The sequence below is a fragment of the Changchengzhania lutea genome, assembly GCF_006974145.1.
Taxonomy (GTDB): domain Bacteria; phylum Bacteroidota; class Bacteroidia; order Flavobacteriales; family Flavobacteriaceae; genus Changchengzhania; species Changchengzhania lutea.
Window position 1 is genome coordinate 2,858,741 of the sequence record NZ_CP039456.1, and the last position, 25,529, is coordinate 2,884,269.

The 25,529-nt window shown below is 37.6% G+C and carries 14 protein-coding genes; 11 read left to right on the forward strand and 3 right to left on the reverse strand.

The genetic code is table 11. The annotated features are described in order from the left end of the window. Nucleotides 1-147: 147 nt before the first annotated feature. Complete coding sequence (locus tag FAF07_RS12905; protein WP_142785491.1) at nt 148-1,848, forward strand: sulfatase; 1,701 nt, start codon at nt 148-150, stop codon at nt 1,846-1,848. A gap of 30 nt (nt 1,849-1,878) precedes the next feature. Here the strand turns inward: FAF07_RS12905 and FAF07_RS12910 are convergent, their stop codons facing one another. The 3 genes from FAF07_RS12910 to FAF07_RS12920 all read right to left on the reverse strand — a co-directional run bounded on the left by FAF07_RS12910 (nt 1,879) and on the right by FAF07_RS12920 (nt 8,247). Further along, nucleotides 1,879-3,378 carry a sulfatase-like hydrolase/transferase gene (locus FAF07_RS12910; protein ID WP_142785492.1) on the reverse strand — a complete coding sequence of 500 codons (1,500 nt, stop codon included), beginning with the start codon at nt 3,376-3,378 and terminating at the stop codon, nt 1,879-1,881. A 74-nt stretch (nt 3,379-3,452) separates the two neighbouring features. Then, nucleotides 3,453-4,988, reverse strand: coding sequence for a RagB/SusD family nutrient uptake outer membrane protein (locus FAF07_RS12915; protein WP_142785493.1), 1,536 nt, complete (start codon nt 4,986-4,988; stop codon nt 3,453-3,455). 28 nt (nt 4,989-5,016) lie between these two features. After that, a complete protein-coding gene (locus FAF07_RS12920; RefSeq protein ID WP_142785494.1) occupies nt 5,017-8,247 on the reverse strand; it encodes a SusC/RagA family TonB-linked outer membrane protein in 3,231 nt (1,076 codons plus the stop codon). A 482-nt stretch (nt 8,248-8,729) separates the two neighbouring features. Here FAF07_RS12920 and FAF07_RS12925 point away from each other — a divergent pair, with 482 nt between their 5' ends. From FAF07_RS12925 to FAF07_RS12970, 10 genes are all read left to right on the forward strand, one after another. Beyond that, nucleotides 8,730-10,106: a sulfatase family protein gene (locus FAF07_RS12925; RefSeq protein WP_142785495.1), complete on the forward strand. Its 1,377-nt coding sequence runs from the start codon at nt 8,730-8,732 to the stop codon at nt 10,104-10,106. 43 nt (nt 10,107-10,149) lie between these two features. After that, nucleotides 10,150-13,434, forward strand: a complete 3,285-nt coding sequence (locus FAF07_RS12930; RefSeq protein WP_142785496.1) for a glycosyl hydrolase — start codon at nt 10,150-10,152, stop codon at nt 13,432-13,434. A 307-nt stretch (nt 13,435-13,741) separates the two neighbouring features. Further along, complete coding sequence (locus FAF07_RS12935; protein WP_142785497.1) at nt 13,742-15,130, forward strand: 3-keto-disaccharide hydrolase; 1,389 nt, start codon at nt 13,742-13,744, stop codon at nt 15,128-15,130. 5 nt (nt 15,131-15,135) lie between these two features. Then, the gene (locus tag FAF07_RS12940) at nt 15,136-16,479 is read left to right on the forward strand and encodes a Gfo/Idh/MocA family protein (protein WP_142785498.1); all 1,344 of its coding nucleotides are present in this window, start codon (nt 15,136-15,138) and stop codon (nt 16,477-16,479) included. A gap of 20 nt (nt 16,480-16,499) precedes the next feature. After that, entirely contained in the window at nt 16,500-17,681 is a 1,182-nt protein-coding gene (locus FAF07_RS12945; RefSeq protein ID WP_142785499.1) for a Gfo/Idh/MocA family protein, read from the forward strand. A gap of 183 nt (nt 17,682-17,864) precedes the next feature. After that, nucleotides 17,865-19,619: an alpha-L-rhamnosidase-related protein gene (locus tag FAF07_RS12950; protein WP_142785500.1), complete on the forward strand. Its 1,755-nt coding sequence runs from the start codon at nt 17,865-17,867 to the stop codon at nt 19,617-19,619. A 7-nt stretch (nt 19,620-19,626) separates the two neighbouring features. Then, nucleotides 19,627-21,234, forward strand: a complete 1,608-nt coding sequence (locus tag FAF07_RS12955; RefSeq protein ID WP_142785501.1) for a sulfatase — start codon at nt 19,627-19,629, stop codon at nt 21,232-21,234. Continuing rightward, complete coding sequence (rhaM, locus tag FAF07_RS12960; RefSeq protein ID WP_142786626.1) at nt 21,227-21,541, forward strand: L-rhamnose mutarotase; 315 nt, start codon at nt 21,227-21,229, stop codon at nt 21,539-21,541. The genes FAF07_RS12955 and rhaM overlap by 8 nt, the downstream gene beginning before the upstream one ends. Nucleotides 21,542-21,644: 103 nt before the next feature. Further along, nucleotides 21,645-23,777, forward strand: a complete 2,133-nt coding sequence (locus FAF07_RS12965; protein WP_142785502.1) for a DUF5722 domain-containing protein — start codon at nt 21,645-21,647, stop codon at nt 23,775-23,777. A gap of 17 nt (nt 23,778-23,794) precedes the next feature. Beyond that, entirely contained in the window at nt 23,795-25,456 is a 1,662-nt protein-coding gene (locus tag FAF07_RS12970) for an arylsulfatase (protein WP_185956432.1), read from the forward strand. The last annotated feature ends 73 nt before the right edge of the window (nt 25,457-25,529 follow it).

Sequence of the window (25,529 nt, forward strand, 5' to 3'; positions counted from 1 at the left end):
GTCCACAAAATGAACAAGCCGAAAATGCTAAAAATATGTTTCTATTATAAATTTTTGCTATATACTAGACCATCATAAAAGATAAAAACAGTCTATAACTTTCACCCATCATATAAAAATAACGTCAACCTAATTAATTATAAACAAATGCCATACTTAAAAACCGTATTCTCATGCGTTATTAGTCTTTGGATTTTTGGATGCCAATCCCTTTCAAATAAAAAATCTGATGAACCAATTAAAAACAAACGTCCAAATATCATCTTTATCCTGGCCGATGATTTTGGGATCGTGGATACACAGGCCTATGCCAATCATTTTATGGAGCTTGATACCTCAAAAATGTATTATGAAACGCCAAACATTGACGAACTGATCAGTGAGGGGACCGCATTTTCACAGGCTTATGCCAATCCGCTTTGTTCCCCAACACGGGTAAGTATCCTTACCGGTATGTACGCATCGAGATTGGGCTTTATGACCGCCATGCCATTGCGACCTACCTACTACAATCAGAACCTCCCCATTCCTGACGGTTATTATCCGCACGATGTGTTGGAGCATAAGGACGATATTAAAATTGAGCAGGCCTGGATCAATGCAACTTCTAACTCGGCGGTGCCGACCGGCAGGGATATCGATCAGGGAAAAGACGTGCTATCCCTTGCAGAGGCCTTGATCGACTATAATTCGGCATTTATCGGTAAATGGCATATTGGGGGTTTCGGGGCTGAAGGCTATCAGCCACAGGATCAAGGCTTTGAAAACTTGGCGTATTTTGATGGTGGGGGATCTGTATATTTCGACTGGCGCAAGGGCTGGGAAAATTCTTCCAAACAAACCTTTCCTAAAATGCCGCAAGATGAATGGGAAATAGGGGATTCGGGAGCCGATACCGGAGAAGACTATTTGACCGATGACCTTACCGAACAGGCTTTAAATTATATCGACCGAAGATCAAAAATCAAGGATCAACCCTTTTTTCTGTATTTTTCGCATTTTGCGGTGCATTCACCTTACCAAGCGCTTGAAAAGGATGTAGAATATTTCAAAAACAAAAATACCAAAGGCTGGAACGGGCATAAAGACCCTGTTTACGCTGCGATGATCAAAAGCATGGACCGCTCGGTCGGTGCCATTCTTGATAAACTGAAGGAAACGGATCTCGAAGAAAATACACTCGTTATATTTATGTCGGATAACGGGGGGATAGATTCCAAGATAACGCCCCAGGGAGATGGCACGGACAACGCCCCATTTTTAGGCGGGAAGGCGACCTTAAACGAAGGTGGCATCCGGGTGCCACTTATATTTAGGTGGAAAGGTGAAATTAAAGAAGGACAGTGGGTGGATGTGCCGGTTGATTGTACCGATATCTTTCCGAGTATTTTGGCAGCTGCGGGTTATGATTCCAAAGAAATTGTTGAAGATCAAAAACTGGATGGGCAAAATATAATGCCGTTGTTGACAGATGTTGACAATTCAAAAAAATCCTATTCCAAAGAAACACACTACTGGCATTATCCCTTTAATGTCATCTATAACAGTCCCTATGATGGCTATCCGCTCACACCACATTCAGCCATTAGGGATGGGGACTATAAACTTATTTTTGACTGGTATGGCCGTTTGTACCTATACAATATTGAAAAAGATCCCTTTGAAAAAAACAATATAGCTGAAGAAAGACCTGAACTTAAAAGTGCTTTATTCAATAAGCTTAATTTATGGTTAGAAAAGAATGTTGAAAAGCGCTATTTACCAAGCCTTAATAAAGATTATAATTCTGATAAGGAAATTCGAGACAAACCCTTTGTGAACCTGGTACCTATTAAGAAAAATAAATAGAATTTTTTATAATAAAGAAAGAAATCAGCTTTAGGGCTGATTTTTTCTATCTTCCGCAAAAAGTTCATAAGGACTTTTGCTGTAATTGTATTGCCACCCGCCTTTTGGCTGTACTTCTTTAAAATCTTTTGCACCGTAAAAACCATCATTATAATTTTCCATCCATTCGAAAGTTAATTTTTGAAGTTTATCTCGATCACTTTTATAATCTGGATGGTTGTATAGATTATTTAATTGGTAGGGGTCGTTTTTTCTATCGAAGAGTGTATTTGTGATTGGGTTGTTATCTTTATCCATAGAAAAAGTAAAATCCTTGGTAACCACACCTCGCCAATTGATGTTTTTTGCATGCCCCAATCTATAGACCCATAGTGGCACATAATCGTTAGCATCAATGCTACTTAATGCCAATTCTTTAGATAAATCCCTACCATCATAACCTTGTTTTGTTTCAATGTCCAAATAGCCCAAAATTGTTGGCATTATATCCATGGTTCCCAGCATGGTTTCTGATTTTATTCCTGCTTTAATTTTCTTGGGATATTTAATTATAAAAGGGACTCTGTTTGAATAATCATGCGGGTATTGTTTTGGCAATTTTGCGTTATGAGATTCCAACATGTCGCCATGGTCTGCCGTAAAAGCCACCAATGTATTATCTTCAATGCCCATTTCTTTTAATTGATTCATCAGTCTTCCAAAAGCGACATCAACGCCTGTAACAGAAGCCAAGTGTCCATGGTACATCCGTTTTCTATCTTCTGTAACTTCTAAACCTGGGCGTAATGTTATGGAGTCTCGATTGTATAAACTCATTAATTCATCTAAAGTATCATACCTGTAATGCATTTTCCCGTCTTCTCCTTTAAATTTGCCCCAATCGTGTGGTGGATGCCAAGACACAATAAGAGCGAATGGTTTGGATTGGTCTATATCTTTTAAATAATTGATGGCCTGATTGGTTTGTGCGTAAGGTTCCCATTCATTAAAGATCTCTTTTTCTCCTTTTTCGTTCCAGAAAAAAGCCTTTCCCGGGCGAAAGTCCACATGGCAGTTGTTGGTCAATAAAGTGTCAAAACCATACGACAGTTCTTTAGGAATCGGTCTATTTCTATCTCCACCCAATAAATGCCATTTCCCAACATAAGCGGTTTGATATCCTTTTTCTTTTAGAACTTCTCCCAAAAGCTTTGTTTTGTTTGGTAAAAGTGGTACATCATTTACAAAAGCACCATTTTTAAGCGGATGCATCCCGCTCATCAACATGCCCCTGAAAGGTGTGCAAACAGGTTGGCTTGAAAATGCATTACTGAGCAATATGCCTTCACTTGCCATTTTATCCAGATTGGGTGTTATGATCTGTTCATTGCCATAAGCACCAAGCATATCATACGAATGTTGGTCTGAAAGTACAATAATAAGGTTTGGCAAGGTTTCAGGTTTAGCATCGACTTTGGCTTGCTCTTCCTTATTTTGCTTGCAAGAGACCACTATTATTACTGAAAATAGGATTAGAAATATATGTTTCATCTTTTGTTTTTATAAAACCAAAATAGCTGTAAAAGTTAAATTTCACAGCTACTTTGTATTCATTTACTCTTGTTTTACCAACCTGGATTATTAGGTAGTAAATTTTGATTTTTACCAATTTCAACAGCAGGAATTGGGCATAAAATGTATTTATCATCCCAACCTCTATTTGGGTTTCTCCATTGTCTTAATAGGTGGTTATTATATTCTTGTTCTGAAGTTCCCCAACGCCGCAAATCGAATAATTCTCCCATTTCCGCATACAATTCCCTGGTTCTTTCTTCTCTAATAATAGTTCTTAGAGCACTTTGATCAGTCGTAGTAATTTCACTAGCATTGACTCTGTCCCTAGCTGTTCTTAGATACGGCAATGCACTTGCAGGAGTACCATTTTCATTATAGGCTTCAGCTAACATTAAAAAAGCATCCACATATCTGTAAACGATGTGATCTTTGGAGTGAATAACGTTTCCTGGGGCACCGCCATCTATATATTTTGTAGAACATATGCCGTTTCTACCTCCATATATACCACCTCCTACAGCAAGAGGAGTAGGTGCAAAAGTACGCGTATTTCCATTTCTTTTATCAATATAAGAATATGTAAAGCCATCTGTTAATCTAAGATCATCCTCTTCATATAAGTCCAACATATTTGGATGCCAGGCGATTTGATAACTACTACCTCTGGTTGCCTGCACGCCACCCAATGTACTAAAATCCGGATTGGACCAAAAAGGCAGTACACTACCAAGAAAATTTTCATATACATTGCCATGCGCAAAAATAATTTCTTTATTCCCTTCATTGCTCAGGTCAAAAATGCCTTTCCAATCTGTTTCCAATCCAACATCATAATTGCCTGCATTATCAGCCAATGGCTTTAATGCATCAATAGCTTTTTGATAATTTTCCGTAATCTGCAATGGAAATCCAGCAGATGTTAAATACACCTTGCCCAGTAAAAAGGCACCACCTGCTTTCGTCACTCTTCCTGTACCGGTTTTGATCCATTTTACTGGCAAATTTTCATTGGCAAATATTAAGTCCTCGATTATCAAGTCATAAACTTGTTGTGTAGAACTTCTTCCTTTAAATAGAACATCAGGATCAGCCGATTCTACAGGTTCTGTATATAATGGAAGGTCGCCAAAAAGCTGTGTTAATTGAAAATACGTATAAGCTCTCATCCATCTAGCTTCAGCTAAATATTGATTGGCAATTATTGGTTTATCAGCAGCAAAGCTAGAAAGTGGAATGTTTTTAATTACCGTATTTGCCCTTGAAATGGCATTGAAGCCAACATTCCATAAGCGTTCGTATCTAAAAGGTTGCTGCTCTGGAGTTGCATAAGCTGCATATCTAGCATTTCCTGCAATTCTTGAAGTAGCGTATTTACTCATCATACTTGTTAAGAAAAACATATCCTGTTCCCAAACCACATGACCAAACGCTGCATAAATACCAACGTTTTGAGATTGGAGCTGTTCTTCATTTTGATAAAAGTTAGAACCACTGTAGGCTGAGAATATTTCTTCTTCTAAATCAGTGCTACAAGATAAAAATCCTGCCAGCATTATTCCGAAAATGACTATTTTTTTTAGTTTCATAATATGCTATATTTTTTATTTTGAAATTTTAAAATGATAAATTTAAGCCTAAAGTAAATACTTTGGGTCTTGGGTATGCAGAATAATCAACACCTCTGTTCAAGGCCCCATTTCCATTTGTACTTACTTCTGGATCTGGCCCTGTATAGTCTGTAATGGTTATTAAATTGGTTCCCGTAAAAGTGACTGCAGCGTTTGAAAAGAAAGGGATATCTTTTAAATTATATCTAACACTTAGGTTTTTAAGCCTAACGTATGAACCATCTTCTATAAACGTTGAATTTGGAACAGTAACGCCTGTAGGACCATTAAAGCTAGGGTAATTAATATCGTTGTGTTGGTTATCTATGGTATAACGGTTTTCAAAATAGTCTTTAGAACCATTTCCTCCACTCCAGCCAGAACCGATGAAGGCTTTGTTAAGATTTAATATATCATTACCATAAGACCCTTGAATAAACATGGAAATATTAAAGTTTCCTATTGTAAATTGATTGTTCCAACCAAAGAAAAAATCTGGGTTAGGGTTTCCTATGGTTTGCCTATCTGCTGGCGTTATAAGCCCATCGCCATCAAGATCTTCAAATTTCCATAATCCAGGAGCATTTTGCCCAGGGTTTCCATTACCATTATTATTACGGGCTGTTGTAGCAAAAATTGGAATATCGGCAGGATTACCATCTTCATCAATTCCTGGTTCTGTTCTAATATTGAAGTTCCCGTTAGCATAATCTTCTAAGTCATCAGGTTGAATTAACCCAGTTACCTTATAACCAAAAAATAAACCTAATTCTTCGCCAGGATACGTTTGCGTTGCATTAATTTGAAAGAAATTGGCACCTATACCAGGACCTATAATAGATTCATTGGTACCATATTCAATTAATTTACTTACGTTCTTTGTCCAATTAATCTTAGATGTCCAAGAAAAATTTTCGTTATTAAAAATATCATAGGCTATATCTACCTCAATACCTTTGTTTTCTAGTTCGCCATCGTTAATTGGTATACTGTTAAAACCATTTTGACGCGGAATTTGTAAATTATTCAATAAATTATCAGTTATTCTTTCATAAACATCTACCGTTGTTCTTATTCTATTTTTATAGAAGTTCAGGTTTAAACCTAAATTTAAGGTGGTACTGGTTTCCCATGATAGGTTTTTATTTGCAATTCTTGCAGGAAAGGTTCCTGTGTATATGCTATTATCTGTTAATCCAATTCTACCAATGGCATAAGTGTCTAGAGTTGAATAGGGTGCCACACCAATTGAACTTCCAACTTCTCCATAAGAAGCCCTTAATTTAAACTGTGATATGGCTCTAATGGTTTTCATAAAACCCTCTTTGTTTACATCCCAAGAAATGGCTGCCGAGGGAAAGAATCCCCAAGGATCTCCTTGACTAAATTTTGAGTCTCCATCATTTCTTCCAGTTGCGGTAAAGGTGTATTTTCCCTTGTATGAATAATTAAACCTGAATAATAAGGATTGGATATAATTATTTGATTTTGCAGTAGAGTATCTTGACGACAATCTTGCCAACTCAATAGCGTCTGGTCCTAAATCATCAAACGTAAAATCTGTATACTCTTCTCTACGTCTTGTCCTATTTATATCGGTGTAACTGGCACCAGCAGTAACGTTTATAGTATGGTCATTAAAGTTTTTATTGTAATTTAAAAATGATTCTGCTGTAAACCTATCTGATTCTGCATCTGCAAGAAATAATCGTCCATTGTTATTAATACCTTGCTGTGTGTTCTTTCTGTTAAAAACTTGATTGGTATTGATTCCATAATTAAAACCAATTCTGTTAGTCCACTTTAAATTGTCATTGATATCCAATATACCTTCGGTTGAAAAGATAAGTCTTTTATCTTTTTGAATGTTGTCAGATTGTGTCGCTTCAATTACTGGATTGGTTATAATATTATCATTTCCATCCAATTGATTTAAATCTCCCGCATCATCAAATAAGGGAATAAACGGATTGATTCTCATGGCTGTAAAAACAACTCCAGACAAACCTGTCCTGGCACTAGTTTGAACACGTTGGTTTCTAGAATAATTTAATTGGATATTGGAATTAAGCGAAAAACTATTTCCAACTTTCATTTTAGCATTATACCTAAGGTTAACTCTTCTAAATACAGAGTTTATAATGTTTCCTTCGTTTTCATTATAATTCACAGATAATAATTGAGACAAAGATTCTGTTCCTCCAGAAATACTAAAATTGGCAGTCCTGTTAAAACCCTGTCTAAAAATAGCATCCATAAAATTAGTACCTTCTCCAGCATTTTCTGGTAACGGTCGTCCATTATCGCTTCCATCATAAGGAATTCTATTATCATCTAGCAACTCTTGAAACGTGAATTGCGGATTTTGTATTACAACCCTGTCGTTTCTGAATTGTGCGTATTGTCTTGCGGTCATTAAATCATAAGGTACGCCCACACTAGATATTGAAGTTCTAAAAGATGTATTGATTTTTATTTTACCAATTTTTGCTTCTTTAGTTTTAATTAAAACAACGCCGTTACCGGCTCTGGCACCATAGATAGCAGTAGCAGATGCATCTTTTAAAACTTCAATACTTTCAATATCATCCGGGTTTAAAGAGGCTAATGGATTGGTAGGTGTGAAATATAGATCTCCAGCCGCTTGAGTATCCAATCCCAGTGGAATACCATTTAACACATATAAAGGTTGGGTACTGGCACCTATACTATTTATACCTCTAATAGTTACAGAAATTCCCGCACCAGGTTCTCCAGAATCTTGGCTTACAAAAACACCAGCAGCTTGTCCTTGAAGTGTTTCGGTGATACTGGTAAAAAACTGATCTTCTAAATCTTTACTTTTAATGGAACTAATGGCTCCCGTAATATCTTCTCTTTTTTGTGAGCCATAACCAATAAGTACGACTTCGTCCAATGCCTGTACATCTTCTTGGAGTGTGACATTAACAGTAGAAGTTCCTTTTGCAGTTTTTTCTACAGATAGGAAACCAACATAAGAGTATACTAAAGTTTTTGAACCCGATAGTAAAGTGATTGAGTAGTTTCCATCAAAATCGGTAATAGCACCATTAGTGGTTCCTTTTTGTAAAACGGTAACCCCTATTAAAGGTAAATCGTTAGACGATTTTACAACGCCTTTAACAACTTCTCCTTGAGCATAACTCCCAAAGGAAATCATTATAAAGAAAAAAAACAAAGCCTTTTTCAAGACGCTTTCATAATAGATGTGTTTCATAATTTTTGATTTAATTTTAGTTCTTGAATAATTGTTTTAGTTATTTGATTTCCATCAAAACTATTATAAGAATACTATTAATGTATCCTGTACTATACTGTTGGAATTAGTTATACAGTCGATAAAAACAAAATAATCACTGTTTGCAACCTAAGGAAATATTAATGAATGCAGTCATACAGCCATTACAATAGTAGCCGTTAAACAAACCTATAACTCCATTTTTACCTTAAATTCATCCAAAGCGAAATCATATATTAAGTCAAAGTATGGAATAAGTACATAAACTTTATTATTAAGCAACGTCTTGAGTACAACAAAAAAAAAATTGATATTCTTGGTTTATTAAAATTACTTCTTCTCTAGATGCTTTATCGCTATCTTTAAAAAGCAGTATAGTACAGGATATGTATCAAGAATTAAAAACAGTTTTTTGTATATTATTAATATTCATAAATTAATACAAGATATTTACCGCCATAATGATAAAAAATAGTCTCCTCATAATATGTATTGCTTGTTGTCTTGGATGTAAAAAAGAAAAGGAGTTAACAAAGAATACTAAACCTAACATCATATTTCTTTTAACGGATGACCAACGCTGGGATGCATTGGGCATTAATGGAAATAGGTATATAAAAACCCCAAATATTGATAGTTTGGCAAATTCTGGTTTTAATTTCAAGAATGCCTATGTTACAACTTCGATTTGTATGGTAAGTAGAGCCAGTATATTAACTGGACAATATATGTCCAGACATGGCATAAATGGTTTTCATACTAGCTTAGAAAATGAAGCTTTAAATAATACTTATCCTGCCCTATTAAAATCAGCAGGATATACAATAGGTTTTATTGGTAAATATGGCATAGGAAACCCTCCAGACCATCCTAAGAAACTATTCGATTATTGGAAAGGTACACCTTTGCATCAACCAAACTATGAAACCGTTGATAAGAATGGAGACTCTATTCATTATACAGATTTACTTAGCCAAAATATTTCTGAATTTTTAAATATTTCATTTAGCAAACCATTTTGTCTTTCTGTAAGTTTTAAGGCGCCACATAGCCAGGACGGGGATGAGAGGCAATTTATTCCAAAGACTGAATATGCGGAATTATATGAGAATATTGAAATGCCTTTACCAACAACTGCCGATTCAAAGTATTGGGATTCTTTACCATCATTTTTTCATACTGAAGAAAATATAGCCAGAATTCGTTGGAAATTGCGCTTTTCAACTGAAGAGAAATATCAAGAATCAGTAAAGAATTATTACAGATTGATTACGGGTGTTGATGAATCTGTCGGTAAATTAAGGGAAGAACTCAAGAAATCAGGTCAAGATAATAATACAGTCATCATCTTTATGGGGGATAATGGGATGTACCTCGGAGAACACGGCTTAGCAGGGAAATGGTTCGCACATGAAGAATCGATTAGAGTGCCATTGATTATTTATGACCCTAGAAATGAAAAACGGTTAATTGGAGCCCTTGATGAAATTGGATTAAATATTGATATTGCACCAACAATCTTGGGTTTTGCTGGCGTGGAAATTCCAGAAAGTATGCAAGGTCATGACTTAACTGCTGCACTAGCTGGTAATTCCCCGAAAAGAAAGCAATTTTTTTACGAACACACCTTTAATGGAAGTCCAAGTTTACCAGAAACGAAAGCAGTTATTAGTCCGTCACTAAAATATGTCTATTATCCTGAATTTGATTTTGAAGAACTTTTCGATTTAAATACAGACCCTAACGAAGTGAATAACTTAGCAAGTGATTCAAAATATTTAGATGTATTAGAAGAACAGCGTCAAATTTTTAAAAAGTTGAAGAATGAAGCTAATTAAAAATGCCCGTTTCAGACTAAATAGAAAAATAAAAAATAAATTTATGAGTAAGATATATAGTTATTTTATAATTGGTCTGTTGGTTTTTAGTTGCAACTCTAAGGGAGTTGAAAACACAAAATACGATAGTGCAAACTCTGCAGATTTAATTGCCAATTTCATAAGACCCACTGATGATAACACTTTGTGGTGTTATTGGTATTGGATAGGGGATGATATTTCAAAAGAAGGCATTACCAAAGATCTTGAAGCGATGAAGGAAGCGGGTATTGGTGGTGCGCTTATCGGCAATATAAATCCAGCTGAAAAGGACGGAAAAGTTCCCATGCTCTCAGAAGAATGGTGGGAACACATGGTGCACGCGGTTGAAGAAGGGAAACGAATAGGTGTGGATATTGGAGCGTTTAACTGCCCGGGCTGGAGCCAATCGGGAGGCCCTTGGGTAAAACCGGATATGGCGATGCGCTATTTAACCTATTCTGAAATCAAAGCTGAGGGTGGAACCAAAATAGAATTGGAGTTGGTAAAGCCTACGGACGAATTTCAGGATGTGTATGTGTTGGCATTTCCATCGATTGCTTCTGAAAATTCAATCCTCTCAAAAAATAATTCAAACATAAGAATAACACCGTCACTGGCACAAAAGGAGCGTCTTATTGATGGTGATACGACCAAGTCTGTTGGTTTTTCAAAAAAAGTCAAAAACTACGAGGTCGTATTTACTTCAAAAGATACCATTAAAACTAGAAGCCTTAAAATCATTCCAGGGAAAAATCCTGTTGAGATTTTGGCAAAGGTCTATTCTTGGCAACTGGATGATTGGAAAGAGATAAAATCCTTTAAAATTAATAGAAGCCGATTAAACCCAAATGTGGGACCTGATAGATATGCTCCCATCATGATCGCTCTGCCAGAAAGTCGCTCGAATCAATTTAAGTTGGAATTTGAACTTCCGGATAACCTCTTTAAATCCTTTACGGAAATAGACCCGGTCATCGATACTTGGGACATCGCAGAAATCATCTTTTCCGAGGCAGCAGGATTTGAATTATATGCGGATAAAAATTTATCAAAAATGCATCCCACACCAATATCAAATTGGGATAGTTATCTCTGGGATGCACAAGAATCCTTAACCAGTAAAGATTTAAAAGTAAATACGGATCAAGTTATTGATATTAGCGAGTTTATGGACGAAAGTGGACATCTTGATTGGGAAACACCCGCTGGAAATTGGACCATTCAACGCTTTGGTATGACGCCTACTGGCACCGAAAATGCGCCCGCTGCACCTCAAGGGAAGGGCTATGAGATAGACAAGGCCAATGAAGAATTGGTAAAATTTCATTATGAACAATTTATCGGTGAATTTTTAAAGCGGATTCCGGAAGAAAGCACGAGTGCCTTTAAATATGTCATTGCCGATAGCTATGAAATGGGGAGCCAAAATTGGACCGACGGTTTTGAGGCTACATTTGAAAAAAAATACGGCTATAATCCGAAGAAATACCTGCCCGTTTTTACTGGTAGAATTGTGGGCAGCGTCGAAGAATCCGAGCGCTTTCTATGGGATCTGCGCCGTGCCGTAGCAGATGCCGTCGCTTATGAATATGTAGGAGGCCTTAGAAAAGCCAGCAATGAGGATAACCTAAAACTTTGGTTGGAGAATTATGGCCATTGGGGATTTCCATCAGAATTTTTGATGTACGGCGGCCAATCGGATATTGTAAGCGGCGAATTCTGGAACGAAGGCAGCTTAGGCGATATTGAGTGCAAATCTGCATCCTCGGCTGCCCATATCTATGGAAAAAACAGGATATCTGCCGAGTCATTTACGGCATCCGGTCGCACTTATGTTCGGCATCCGGCGATGCTTAAAAAACGAGGGGATTGGGCGTTTACAGAGGGCATCAACCATATAGTGTTGCATCTTTATATCCATCAACCCGATGATAATAGGGTACCAGGTGTCAATGCTTGGTTCAGCACAGAATTCAACCGGCACAATATCTGGTTTAAAAAATCAAAAGCCTATTTTGATTATTTAAGAAGATGCCAACATTTATTGCAACAAGGTACCTATGCTGCGGACGTCTGTTATTTTATAGGTGAAAATACACCCATCATGACCGGTGCAAGGCAGCCCGAATTACCAGATGGCTACTCCTATGACTATATCAATGCCGAGGTTATTTTGAACAGATTATCCATAAAGGATGGCAAATTTGTTTTGCCGGACGGGATGGGTTATAGTTTAATGGTCTTGCCTCCATTTGAAACCATGCGACCAGAATTATTGTCCAAAATTGAAGAATTAGTGTTACAAGGTGGAAAAATATATGGGCAAGCCCCAAAGAAATCCCCAAGTTTGCAAAACTTTCCAGAAAATGATAAAAAGGTCAAAGAGCTTGCTGACAAGATGTGGGGACAAGATGATTCCCAGCTGAAGGGATATGGCAGTGGGAAAATTATCGACGGTCTCACTTTAGGGCAAGCACTGGATACTTTGAAGATTAGAAAGGATGTCATTTTAAAACCGGAAGACCCTGTGCTATGGACACACCGTTCACTTTTAGATAAGGACATTTATTTTTTGACCAACCAAAGTGAAACTGAAATTAAAATCAATCCATCCTTTAGGGTTAAAAACAAAACACCAGAATTGTGGGATGCAGTTACCGGCGAGATACGGTCGCTAACGGAATACACAAAAGAGGAAGGTAGAATTACGGTACCCTTAACTATGGAAGCCCATCAAAGTTGGTTTGTGGTTTTTAGTGATTCGGAAGTTAATGATGAGGTAAAAGAATCTGGGATAGCATCAAACTTCCCTGAACCAAAAACCGTTCTCAATTTAGATGGACCATGGGAAGTGGATTTTAAGGACAAGGAAATCGGACCTAATGAGGCGGTGTCTTTTCCAAAGTTAACAGACTGGATTGATAATGAAAATGATCAAATAAAATATTATTCTGGTACAGCGGTTTATTCATCAACATTCACTTACGATGAAAAAGACCAGTATTCAAAAGTTATTTTAGATCTTGGAAAAGTAGGCGTCATGGCATCGGTTAAGATCAATGGTAAGGAGCTTGGCACTACATGGATGGCACCCTTCCAATTAAATGCTTCGGAAGCGATAAAAACGGGAGAAAATACGATCGATATTGAAGTTGTAAATGTCTGGAGAAACCGTATTACTGGCGACAGCTTATTGCCAGAAAATGAGCGCAGCACTTGGTTGTTGGTTGATATCGTAACACCAAAGGAAGAGTTGATCCCTTCTGGGCTGATGGGGCCGGTAACCTTAAAGGTTATTCAATATTAAAAAGGGCATGTGGTAAGGAGCAAGTTGCTTTCTTCTATCCCTAAATAAGTACATGACAAAAATTGGGACATACATTTTAAGTTACTAATTATCTTAGACCTGCCAGGTTTTGAAAACCTAACAGGTCTCATATTCAGTAACATTAGTATTATTTAATGAAAGCTAAACTGATTTTTGTCTTGTACTGAAAAACCTAACTTGATATTAATGGGTAATGGGTAAATGGACAAACGCATTGGTCTGGAGAATATGTCCATTAAAAAGGATATTAAAATTTATAAATCACTAAACAATATAACTTATCATTATGAAATCAACTTCATTTTTTATTAGAGTACTATGCGTTTTTTTAGCACCCTTTTTTTTTAGCTGCTCTCAGAAACCCAAGGATAATACACCATGGGTTGACTTATTCGATGGAAAAACCTTAGATGGCTGGACACAAAAGGGGGGCAATGCCAATTATAGGGTTCGTGATGATGCAATAGTAGGTAGCACAGTTTACGATACTCCCAATTCGTTTTTATCAACAAATAAACTCTACGGCGATTTTATTCTGGAACTAGACTATAAAGTAGACTCTACAATGAATTCGGGTATTCAAATACGAAGCAATAGTTTTCCTTATTATAGAGAAGGACGTGTACATGGGTATCAAGTTGAGATCGATCCCTCTCCACGTGCATGGAGCGGTGGTATTTATGATGAAGCTAGGCGGGGATGGCTTAATCCGTTAACCGATAACCCAGGGGCACAAAAAGCTTTTAAGCAAAACGATTGGAATAATTATCGGATCGAAGCCATAGGCGATACCTTAAAAACTTGGATAAACGGTGTTCCTGCATCGCATTTAATTGACGATAAAACGGCAATTGGTTTTATATCCCTACAAGTACATGGTATAGGTGAGACCCAAAAAGAGGGCACTGAAATTATCTGGAAAAACATAAAGATACTTACCGAAAACGTTTCCAAGTACTCCACAGAATCACCTCTTAAACCGATTGTCACCAAAAACAGCCTAACCATAGATGAAGCTAATAAGGGCTGGAAATTATTGTGGGATGGCGAAACCACCAATGGCTGGCGGGGAGCTAAATTAAGTTCCTTTCCTGGAGAAGGATGGAAAATTGAAGACGGAGAATTATCGGTACTGTCCTCTGGCGGAGCAGAATCTGCTGCAGGTGGTGATATTGTAACAACCGAAACCTATGCTGATTTTGAATTAATGCTAGACTTTAAATTAACACCTGGTGCCAATAGTGGTATTAAATATTATGTTGATACAGAGATCAATAAAGGACCAGGCTCTTCTATAGGTTTAGAGTATCAAATTTTAGATGATGAATTGCATGAAGATGCTAAATTAGGTTCGCACAAAGGCAGTAGGACCGTAAGTTCTTTATATGATTTAATTGAAGCTGATATCAATAAACCTATTAATCCTGTGGGAGAATGGAATACCGCTTATATAATGTCTAAGGACAATCATGTAGCACATTGGTTAAATGGGGTTAAGGTGTTGGAATATGAAAGAGGTAGCAAAGACTTTTTAAAATTAGTTTCAGAAAGCAAATACGCTAAATGGCCAAATTTTGGTACTTTAGAAAAAGGTCAAATTTTACTGCAAGACCATGGAGATAAAGTATCATTTAAAAACATAAAAATCCATCCTTTAAATAAAACTAAAGAATAAATACCATGACTAACAGAAGGGATTTTATAAAAAAGGCGGCCATTGCTACTGTGGGGGTTACAATAGGCTCAAGCGTTAATGCGATGTCCGCAAAGAGTTATTCTAAAATTATTGGGGCTAATGATAGAATACATGTTGCTATACAGGGTTTGGGAAGAAGATATGGCGCCTATATACCCGCAATTGCAGCAAAAGAAAATAATATAGAATTACGTTATTTATGCGATGTCATGAAGAGCCAGCGCATTAAAGCCGTGGACGCTGTTCATGATAAAATTAAAAACAAACCCATACAGGAAAACGATATTCAAAAGATAATAGATGATAAGGATATTGATGCAATTTTTATGGCTACACCAGACCATTGGCACGCCCCGGGAGCTTGTATGGCCATGCAGGCCGGCAAACATGTTTATTTAGAAAAACCATGTAGCCATAACCCCAAAGAAGGCGAATTGCTGGTTGCGTATCAAAAAAAATACAACAAGGTGGTGCAAATGGGAAACCAGCAGCGTTCCTCATTACAATCCCAAGAGATCATAAAAGATATCCATAACGGTATTATTGGTGATGTTTATAAGGCCATGGCATTTTATACCAATGCCCGGGGCCGTGTTCCCAATCAAGAAAAAGCAAATCCACCAGAAGGCTTAGACTGGGAACTTTTTCAGGGGCCTGCTCCAAGAAGGGATTACACAGTAAACACTTGGGATTACAATTGGCATTGGTATGGCTGGGATTATGGAACAGCAGAAATGGGCAATAATGCAACACACGAAATAGATATAGCGCGTTGGGCTCTGAATGTAAAATATCCTATACATGTAGCCGTAAATTCTGGAAAATACCATTATAAAGATGATGGTTGGGATATGTACGATACAATGGAAGCATCCTTCCGATTTGATGGTGATAAGGAAATTCAATGGGATGGAAGAAGTAGGGATGGATACGATAAATACGGTGCAGGTAGGGGCACTATCGTTTCAGGTTCCAATGGTTCTGTATTTATTGATAGGAGCGGTTATAGACTATACGATTTAAAAGGCAAAATAATTAAGGAAAACATATCTGGAAAAACTGAGGCAGGAAATGCGGTTGGTGGGGGCGGTGATCTTTCAACATTGCATACCACAAACTTTTTCGACGCCATAAGGGGAAAAGCAGAGTTAAACTCTCCTATCGATGAAGGTGCCATTAGCCAATTGTTAACGCATTATGCAAATATTGCATCTCGCATTGGCGACACCTTTGAAGTTGACGAAGACACCGGACGTATTTTTAATAGGGAAGCCATGAAATTATGGTCTAGAACCTACGAACCAGGTTGGGAAATTAAGCCTGTCTAATTAACAACTTTAAAAGTAATATGAAAAGAAGGGAATTTATAATTAAAAGCACCTTAGCATCGGCAGCTGTTTCGGCAACTTCATTTGCCATTGGAAGTAACTTGAACTTTGAAAATGCAATTGAAACTATAAATATTGGTATTATCGGAACCGGAGCTAGGGGTGCTGGCCTTATTCCGAGTATTAATCATATTAAAAACTTTAATGTCGTTGCCTGTTGTGATATACTTCCCTTTCGTTTAGAAAATGGCCTGGCCAGGGTTAATGGCAAAGCAAAAGGCTATAAGGATTATCGTGAATTATTGGACAATAAGGATATTGATGCTGTATTGATAGCAACACCCTTTAGTACACATTCTCAAATAGCTATAGATGCATTAGATGCCAGTAAACATGTGTACTGTGAAAAAACTATGGCAAAAGGATATGATGGTATTCAAAACCTAGTGCAAAAAGTAGAACAATCCAAAGCCATTTTTCAAACAGGACATCAATACCATAGTTCAAGATTGTACACACATGTAGTCGATCTTATTAAAAATGGAAAAATAGGAAAGATAATTGCCTTTGATTGCCAATGGAACCGTAACGGAGATTGGCGACGGCCAGTACCTGATCCAGATCTGGAAAGAATAATTAATTGGCGTATGTACCGTGAATATTCCGGGGGTTTATTAGCTGAACTTTGTTCACATCAAATTGATTTTGCCAACTGGGTTTTAAACGAAACACCAAATCAGGTCATGGGAACTGGTGGCATTGATTATTGGAAGGATGGACGCGAAACCTACGATAACATTCATCTTATCTACAACTATCCAAGTGGTGTTAAAGCTACTTTTACATGTTTAACGGGTAATTCTAGAGATGATTATAAAATAAAGGTAATGGGAGACAAGGGCACCATTATATTGGATTATCACAAAGCGTGGTTTTTCCCGGAAGGACAAACTAAAAAAGAGTTGGGCGATTTGGATGGTGTCTCTGGTGCTACAATAAAATGGGACAAGGGTCTGGGTATTCCTATAGATGTTGATCATAAAGAACCTAGCGAACAGGCTTTATTGGATTTCAGGGACTCCATTGTTTTAAACAAAGAACCTGTATCTAATATTGCTACTGGCTCCAATACTGCAGTATGTATACAAATGGGATTGGATGCCATGTATAATAACAAAATTGTTACAAGACCTGTATTTTAGTAGCTGGCAGCTATTTCTTAAAATCAAGAGAAACGGTATAATGGAAGTTGGGAAAAGAAGGTCAATGGGTACAAAAAGTAAAAGCGGTATTGTGCAGGATAGTAGTACTTACCTTAATCCCTATTTTTAAGCAAAATACTCGAAATCGAAACGGACTTTCATCTCACTAACTTATAATTAAGAATGAAAAAATTTCTATACATATTATTACTTTTAATATTTGTACAAATGGTTAATGCACAATTACCCCCTGTTTTTGATGATGCTGCAAACGAGAAGGCGACAGCCTCAGAGATGTCTAAAACCTATTTGATTCCATCAGCAATAGTATGGCAATCGGATTCGACGGGTACAAATCTTCAAAATACCGGGCAACTTTTAAAAATGGGTAATGGTCAAGTGGCAGTTAACGACACTAATCTAACGCGCTTTATCAGCGATTCCATTAACAAACCTGGGATATTACTCGATTATGGAAAAGAAATTCATGGTGGTTTAAAAATCTCAATGGGCATCAGACCCTCTAAAACACCTTTGAAGTTGCGAGTTAGATTTGGAGAGTCGGTAGGAGAGGCTATGTCTGATATTGGTGGTGACAGAAATGCGACCAACGAACATTCCCTCCGTGATTTCATTGTTGAAGTACCATGGTTGGGTAGCGTTGAAATTGGGGAAACAGGCTTTCGTTTTGTGCGCTTGGATGTGGTAGAGGTCAACGAAAATGCACCTATAAAATCTGTGGAGGCAGCTTTTGTGTATCGCGATATTCCTTATTTGGGAAGTTTTAATAGTAGCGATCAGCGATTAAACGAAATATGGGCAGTAGGTGCATATACCGTTCATTTGAATATGCAAAATTATCTCTGGGATGGTATAAAACGTGACCGATTGGTTTGGGTAGGCGATATGCATCCAGAAGTGATGACCATAAATACGGTATTCGGAAAAAACAATATTGTTCCAAAGAGTTTGGATTTAGCTCGAGACCAGCACCCCTTGCCGCAATGGATGAATACCATAAGTTCGTATTCTATGTGGTGGATACTCATTCATAAAAATTGGTATGACTATCATGGTGATATGGATTACCTAAATGAACAAGAGATGTATATGATTGCGCTTTTAGACCAGCTAGCCACATTTATAGATAAGGATAACAAAGAAATTTTAAATGGTGGACGTTTTTTAGATTGGCCTACCAGTACGGATCCAAAAGCAGTGCATGCAGGCCTGCAGTCGATGATGGTCATGACCTTTGAAGCTGGTAGTGAGATTATGAAGCTTTATGGAAAAGAAGCATTAAGCGAAAAATATCTAAAGGTATCTAAACAATTAAAGAAACATATCCCAAAAGGTAATACCTCAAAGCAGGCAGCTGCATTGATGGGATTGTCAGATTTGGAAAAGCCTTCAAAAATCAATGAGTCGATTCTAAGTAAAAATGGAGTAAAAGGAATGTCAACGTTCTACGGATACTATATTCTTGAGGCTATGGCCAAAGCAAATGACTATGATAATGCATTGGATGTTATTAGAACTTACTGGGGTGGCATGCTCGATTTAGGAGCTACAACATTTTGGGAAGATTTTGACATTAGCGATATTGAAAATAGCGGTAGAATTGATGAACTCACCCCAAAAGGAATTTATGACATTCATGGCGATTTTGGAGAATTCTGTTATGTAGGTTTTAGACATAGTCTAGCACATGGCTGGGCAAGCGGGCCAACACCTTGGCTCACACAATATGTTTTGGGAATTAACGTGACCGATGGCGGGAATACGATAAAATTAAAACCACATCTTGGCGATTTAAAATTTGCAGAAGGGACTTTCCCTACCAAATTTGGAATATTGAAAGTGCGTCATGAAAAATCTTCAGACGGAACCATTAAAACTGAAATTGATGCACCACAAGGTCTAAATATTATTCAATAATAAAACAATGACAAATAATCTTAATTCAAATATGAAATACAATGTCGATATTGATTTAGATAAAAACAACCTTAAGTATTTCATAAGGTTGATTATTATTTGCTTTTTGATTCCATCATTAAATGCTCAGGAATCAAAACCAATGAACGTCGTTTTCATTCTTGCTGATGATTTAGGATGGAGCGATACAACACTTTACGGCACAACCGATTTCTATGAAACCCCCAATCTTGAACGCCTTGCAGCACGAGGAATAATATTTAATAGAGCTTACGCAGCTAGTCCATTATGCTCTCCTACTCGGGCAAGTATATTAACGGGTCAGACACCAGCAAGACATGGGGTTACTGCACCGCAGGCTCATTTACCAGAAGTTCGACTTGTAGCATCAATTGATAAATCTTCAGGTCCTAATAGTAAAATGATAATACCAAATTCGGCTTCCCGATTAGACACAGCCTTGCCTACTTTAGGTAAATTGGTTAAAAGTAAAGGATATTCCACCGCACATTTTGGGAAATGGCATTTAGGCCCAGCACCTTACACACCACTAGAACATGGTTTTGATGTGGACATTCCACACTGGGCAGGGCCAGGACCTGCAGGAAGTTTTGTTGCACCATGGAAATATCCAAGCTTCAAGGCAAACTACGAAAAAGAACATATCGAAGACCGCATGGCGGAAGAAGCTGTTAGTTGGATGCGAGTACAAGATAAAAGTGTGCCTTTTTTCATGAATTACTGGCAGTTTTCAGTGCATGCACCTTTTGATGCTAAGGAAAGTTTGATTTCTTATTATCGTACCAAAGTAAATTTAAATGATTTACAGCATTCCCCAACCTATGCGGCCATGGTACACTCACTAGACGATGCTGTTGGTAAAATCCTTAATGAGATAGATAGATTAGGAATTGCAGAAAATACAGCCATCATTTTCTTTAGTGATAACGGCGGTAATATGTATAATGGCATTTCGGAAAAACTTCCGAATGGAGAACAATTCTTAACAGCACCAACTAGTAACATACCACTTCGTGGAGGAAAAGCAACTATGTACGAAGGCGGTATAAGAGTACCTTGTATTGTAGTTTGGCCGGGTATTACAAACCCAGGAACAAGGTCTGATGCTTTAATTCAATCCACTGATTTTTATCCTACTATTCTTAAACATTTAAATATTGAGAAGCCTAAAAATCATGTTATTGATGGAGTGGATATTACCTCCGCGTTACAAGGTAAGGAATTAGACCGAGCGCCTATAATTACTTATTTCCCACATCAGCCGCCAGTGCCACAATGGTTGCCAGCTTCAGTATCCGTTCATGATGGCGACTGGAAATTGATTCGACTATTTGGTATGGCAAAAGACAATAATCATGAATACCGACTTTATAATTTGAAGTGGGATATCGGAGAAACAAATAATTTAGCAGGTGCTTATCCAGATAAAGTAAAAGAAATGGATGCTTATATTTCAAGCCATTTGGCAGATGCAAATACCGTAGTTCCATTACCAAATCCAAATTTCGATGCCAACCAGTCTTCAAATGACATTTATGGAGTACAGCCTGGAGGCTTAAGATATAATCCTAAAATAACAATTGATAGTGATTAGGAAAGCCTTTAAGATGAAAGTATTCCCTGAAAAAATCGAGGAGTATGTAAAACGTCATAATCCGATTTGGGAAGATCTGAAGTCCTTGTTGAAGGATCATGGTGTTCATAATTACAGTATATTTTTAGATAAAGAAACGCACTGTCTTTTTGGTTATGCTGAAATTGATTCTGAAGAAAAGTGGCAACAAATCGCTTATACCGAAATTTGTCAAAAATGGTGGGTATCTATGTCTAATTTGATGGCAACAAATCCAGATAACAGTCCTCTTTCCTTGGATCTAGATGAGGTTTTCCACATGTCTTAAAAATTCCTGCCCAAAGCCCATAGTGTTCAGAAACAGCATTCAACAGGATGGCTTCCAATATGCTTCATTGTATATTTAAAATCCATTATAAATATCTATAGCTATGAATAAATTTGCAATATATCTATTCTTGATACTGTCCATGTCAATATACGGACAAAACGCTCAATTGCCATTAACAGTAATTCAAGATGACACCAACGATGTAGCGTTAAAAATCATAGATAAATCAATCTATGATATCACCACAACGGGATCTGACCCTTACGTATTTACTTCTAAATTATCGTCAGATTTGGACAAGAAGAAAAACCAATTATCCTTTCAATATTTTTGTCCAACAGGTGTAGATTTTATTGAGGTTCACTTTTTTCCGATGAAAGAAGGTGTTGGTCCAGAAATTATTGGAGATGTTGGCTCTACTGAAGGATGGGTGGAGTTTAAAATAGATTTATCTGAACAAATTCAGAACTGGGGAAAAAAGGGGGATTTCCTAAGATTAGATTTTGGTGCCGCTCCCGATTTAAAAATTCAAATAAAGAATTTAGTCCTTCGACCTCAAACTGAACGTGAAGCAGAAATTGATGCCCAAAAAGATGCAAAGAAAAAGTTGGAACTTGTTTTTGAAAATAATCTAAAAACATATTTAGATAAAGATTTTCATAATCATATTTTAAATGTTTTAGTAACAGATGATAAAATTGAGTTAACAGGGAAAATTTCAGAAATGAAAAATTTATTCATCGCCGAGGTCAGTACTTATGAAAATGCTACTGAACTTAAAAGCTATGAATATTTGATACCATTAAAATCGGAAGGGAGCAATTTCAAAATGAGTATCGATCGTTTTGTAAAACGACATGGTTTCAATCAAGACCGTGTACTTTCCAAATGGATAGTTGTAGAAAAAAATGGGCAGAACTATACGCCCGCATCCCATGCTCGTTATGCCGATTCCATTGTTCCAAAATACATCTATCCGTTTGTAAAACCTTCAACAAAGAAAGGCTTGGGCGGCTACAGTACAGATCGTGAAGCCCCTTATACAGACTTGGACGACTTGGGAATCACAAGTGTAACCGTAAATATATTGGTCACACGTTTCTTGCGTTCTGAACCTTCCCCAGAGAATATATCATTTGAGTATATGGGAAAAACCTATTATGCCGATAAAAAATCGATAGCTGAGCACGACAAAACATTTCTTTCTACTGCGGAAAGAAATATAGAAGCATCTGCGATATTGTTGGTAGATAAGGCATCAAAGGCGACAGATCCTAAAATCGGTGCCATCCTTCAGCATCCAGATTGTGACCCTGCAGGTATTTACAGTATGCCCAATTTAACCAGTCCGGAAGGTGTTCAATACTATGCGGCCGTACTTGATTTTCTGGCAAATCGCTATACCAGACCCGATAAAAAATATGGCCGGATCCATCATTGGATTATTCATAACGAAGTCGATGCAGGATGGGTTTGGACCAATGCTGGAGAGAAGTCCTCCTTGGTATTTATGGATCTTTATCATAAATCCATGCGCATGTTGCACAATATAGCACGTAAGTATAACCCAAACTCCAAAGTATTTATTTCCCTTACACATTATTGGAATTGGACCTCCAATCCCAAGTTTTATCATTCCAAGGAACTGTTGGAACAACTTTTACAATTTTCAAAGGCGGAAGGCGACTTTGAATGGGCCATTGCACAGCACCCATACCCCGAATCCTTGCGAGAACCAAAAACTTGGTTAGATGAAAAAGTGAGTTTCGATTTTGATACAAAATTGATAACCTTTAAAAATACCGAGGTATTGGATGCTTGGGTAAAACGACCTGAAGCGCGCTTTAAGGGAAAGACCAAACGTCTCGTTTACCTTTCTGAGAACGGAACAAATTCCCCGACATACAGCGAGCAAGATCTGTTGGAGCAGGCTGCCGGTATGGCCTATGCCATGAAAAAAATAAAGTATTTGGATGGAATAGATGGTTTTCAATACCACAACTGGCAAGATAACCGTCAGGAAGGTGGTTTGCGGATTGGGCTCCGTCGTTTCCCCGATGATGAGGAAGATCCAGGCGGCATCAAACCCGTTTGGAAAGTGTACCAAGCTTTTGGCACGGATAAGGAAGATGAAGTGTATGATCCGTACAAGGACATCATTGGTATCGATGATTGGGACGAGATCCGTTATACCGACGAAATTGGTGAGAAGGGCGAGACTGACAAAGAATGAATTTTAAAATCCAGACTATGAGAGGTAATAAACGGCTGCGGCCTTTTGAATTCAATTTAAAAATACATCGCCCAGTAAACTTTCTTTTTATTGTACTCCTAGGTTTAATACTGTTAGGTTGTGAAGAGAAACAGGAAGAGCAAACGAGCGATACCAAAAGCGAACCAAGACCCAACATTATTTTAATCGTTGCCGATGACTTGGGCTATAGTGACATCGGTAGTTATGGTGGCGAAATATCTACACCAAATTTGGATGAATTAGCTCAGGAAGGCGTTCGGCTTTCTAATATGCATAATGCAGGTATGTGTGTTATTTCTAGAGCCTCAATGCTTACAGGGCAATGGTGGCCAAGGGTCGGTTTTGGAATTGAAAAAGGAAGCAATATTGCGCAAGTTCTAAAAAAGGATGGGTATAGAACAGGATTGATTGGTAAATGGCACTTAAAGGGCGAACCAAACAATAAAGGCTTTGACCACTTTTTTGGATTTTTAGGAGGCTTTTCAAGCTACTTCAATGGCAGTCCTGATTACCGTTTAAATAAAGAAAAATATGATGATTTCGATAACGGATTTTACAGTACCGATGCGTTCAGTAAAAATGCAGTGGATTTTGTAAATAAAAATGATCCTAGCCAGCCATTCTTTCTTTATCTAAGTTATCAAGCACCACATAATCCTTTACAAGCTCCCAAAGAAGATATCGAGAAATATCGTGGCTCTTATTTAAAGGGGTGGCAAGTAGTAAGAGAGGCCAGGATTGAGAATCAAATTAAAATGGATTTAATTCAGCCTGAAACACCCTTGCCGGACTATCCAGAAAATTTACCTGCTTGGAATTCCTTAACGCCTCAACAGAAAGACCTTGAAGATTTAAGGATGTCGGTTTATGCAGCCATGGTAGAGCGCATGGATACAGGTATAGGTCAGCTCATGGCAGCATTAAAAGCCAATGGCCAAGATAAAAGAACCTTGGTAATTTTTCTAAGTGATAATGGAACGGATTCCTTTTCCGTCATGGATGCTGCTATGCTCGATAAAGGACTTTTGCCTGGCGATGCCGGTTCTAACTATCAACCAGGTACAGGTTGGGCATACGCTAGTGTTGCCCCCAAAAGACTCTATAAAATCAGTCAACATGGTGGTGGTGTTAAAACTGGAGCAATTACTTGGTGGCCTGAGACCATAGAGAAGAATAAAAGTATACATATGGAACCACTACATGTGGTGGATATTATGCCCACTATTTTAGAGGTTTCGGGTAGTTTAAAATCTTCAAACAATAAGGAAAGTAATAATTTTTTCGCAGGAAAATCATTTCTCCCACTTTTAAAAGGAGATGATTGGAAACGGGATGCGCCTATGTATTTCCAATTTATCGACAACCGTGCCATCCGAACGGAACAATGGAGCTTGCTGGAAATAGATGGCAACGGATGGGAATTGTATGACAATACAAAAGACCCCTTGGAAACTAACGATCTTGCAAATGAAAATCCCGCCAAGGTTTCAGAACTTGAAAAAGATTGGTTGGAATGGTGGAAGTCCGAAGGTGGAAACCTTGATTACCAACCAGAAAGTACTTCTGAAAGTCCTCATTACCAACCGCAGGGCGATCGGGGGTCGGGGGATATGTATGTGCCTACTGCGATGCCTGATACCTTAAGGCTCAAATACTAGAATTGGAAAACACTTATCAAATCAAAACCTGTAAATAAATAGTTCTATATTTGAGAACTTTTATTATTTTTGT

What these genes read in the sequence shown, in the direction of transcription:
- FAF07_RS12905 (WP_142785491.1), top strand. Translation starts at nt 148, where the DNA reads ATGCCATACTTAAAAACCGTATTCTCATGCGTTATTAGTCTTTGGATT.
- FAF07_RS12910 (WP_142785492.1), bottom strand. Translation starts at nt 3,378, where the DNA reads ATGAAACATATATTTCTAATCCTATTTTCAGTAATAATAGTGGTCTCT.
- FAF07_RS12915 (WP_142785493.1), bottom strand. Translation starts at nt 4,988, where the DNA reads ATGAAACTAAAAAAAATAGTCATTTTCGGAATAATGCTGGCAGGATTT.
- FAF07_RS12920 (WP_142785494.1), bottom strand. Translation starts at nt 8,247, where the DNA reads ATGAAACACATCTATTATGAAAGCGTCTTGAAAAAGGCTTTGTTTTTT.
- FAF07_RS12925 (WP_142785495.1), top strand. Translation starts at nt 8,730, where the DNA reads ATGATAAAAAATAGTCTCCTCATAATATGTATTGCTTGTTGTCTTGGA.
- FAF07_RS12930 (WP_142785496.1), top strand. Translation starts at nt 10,150, where the DNA reads ATGAGTAAGATATATAGTTATTTTATAATTGGTCTGTTGGTTTTTAGT.
- FAF07_RS12935 (WP_142785497.1), top strand. Translation starts at nt 13,742, where the DNA reads ATGAAATCAACTTCATTTTTTATTAGAGTACTATGCGTTTTTTTAGCA.
- FAF07_RS12940 (WP_142785498.1), top strand. Translation starts at nt 15,136, where the DNA reads ATGACTAACAGAAGGGATTTTATAAAAAAGGCGGCCATTGCTACTGTG.
- FAF07_RS12945 (WP_142785499.1), top strand. Translation starts at nt 16,500, where the DNA reads ATGAAAAGAAGGGAATTTATAATTAAAAGCACCTTAGCATCGGCAGCT.
- FAF07_RS12950 (WP_142785500.1), top strand. Translation starts at nt 17,865, where the DNA reads ATGAAAAAATTTCTATACATATTATTACTTTTAATATTTGTACAAATG.
- FAF07_RS12955 (WP_142785501.1), top strand. Translation starts at nt 19,627, where the DNA reads ATGACAAATAATCTTAATTCAAATATGAAATACAATGTCGATATTGAT.
- FAF07_RS12965 (WP_142785502.1), top strand. Translation starts at nt 21,645, where the DNA reads ATGAATAAATTTGCAATATATCTATTCTTGATACTGTCCATGTCAATA.
- FAF07_RS12970 (WP_185956432.1), top strand. Translation starts at nt 23,795, where the DNA reads ATGAGAGGTAATAAACGGCTGCGGCCTTTTGAATTCAATTTAAAAATA.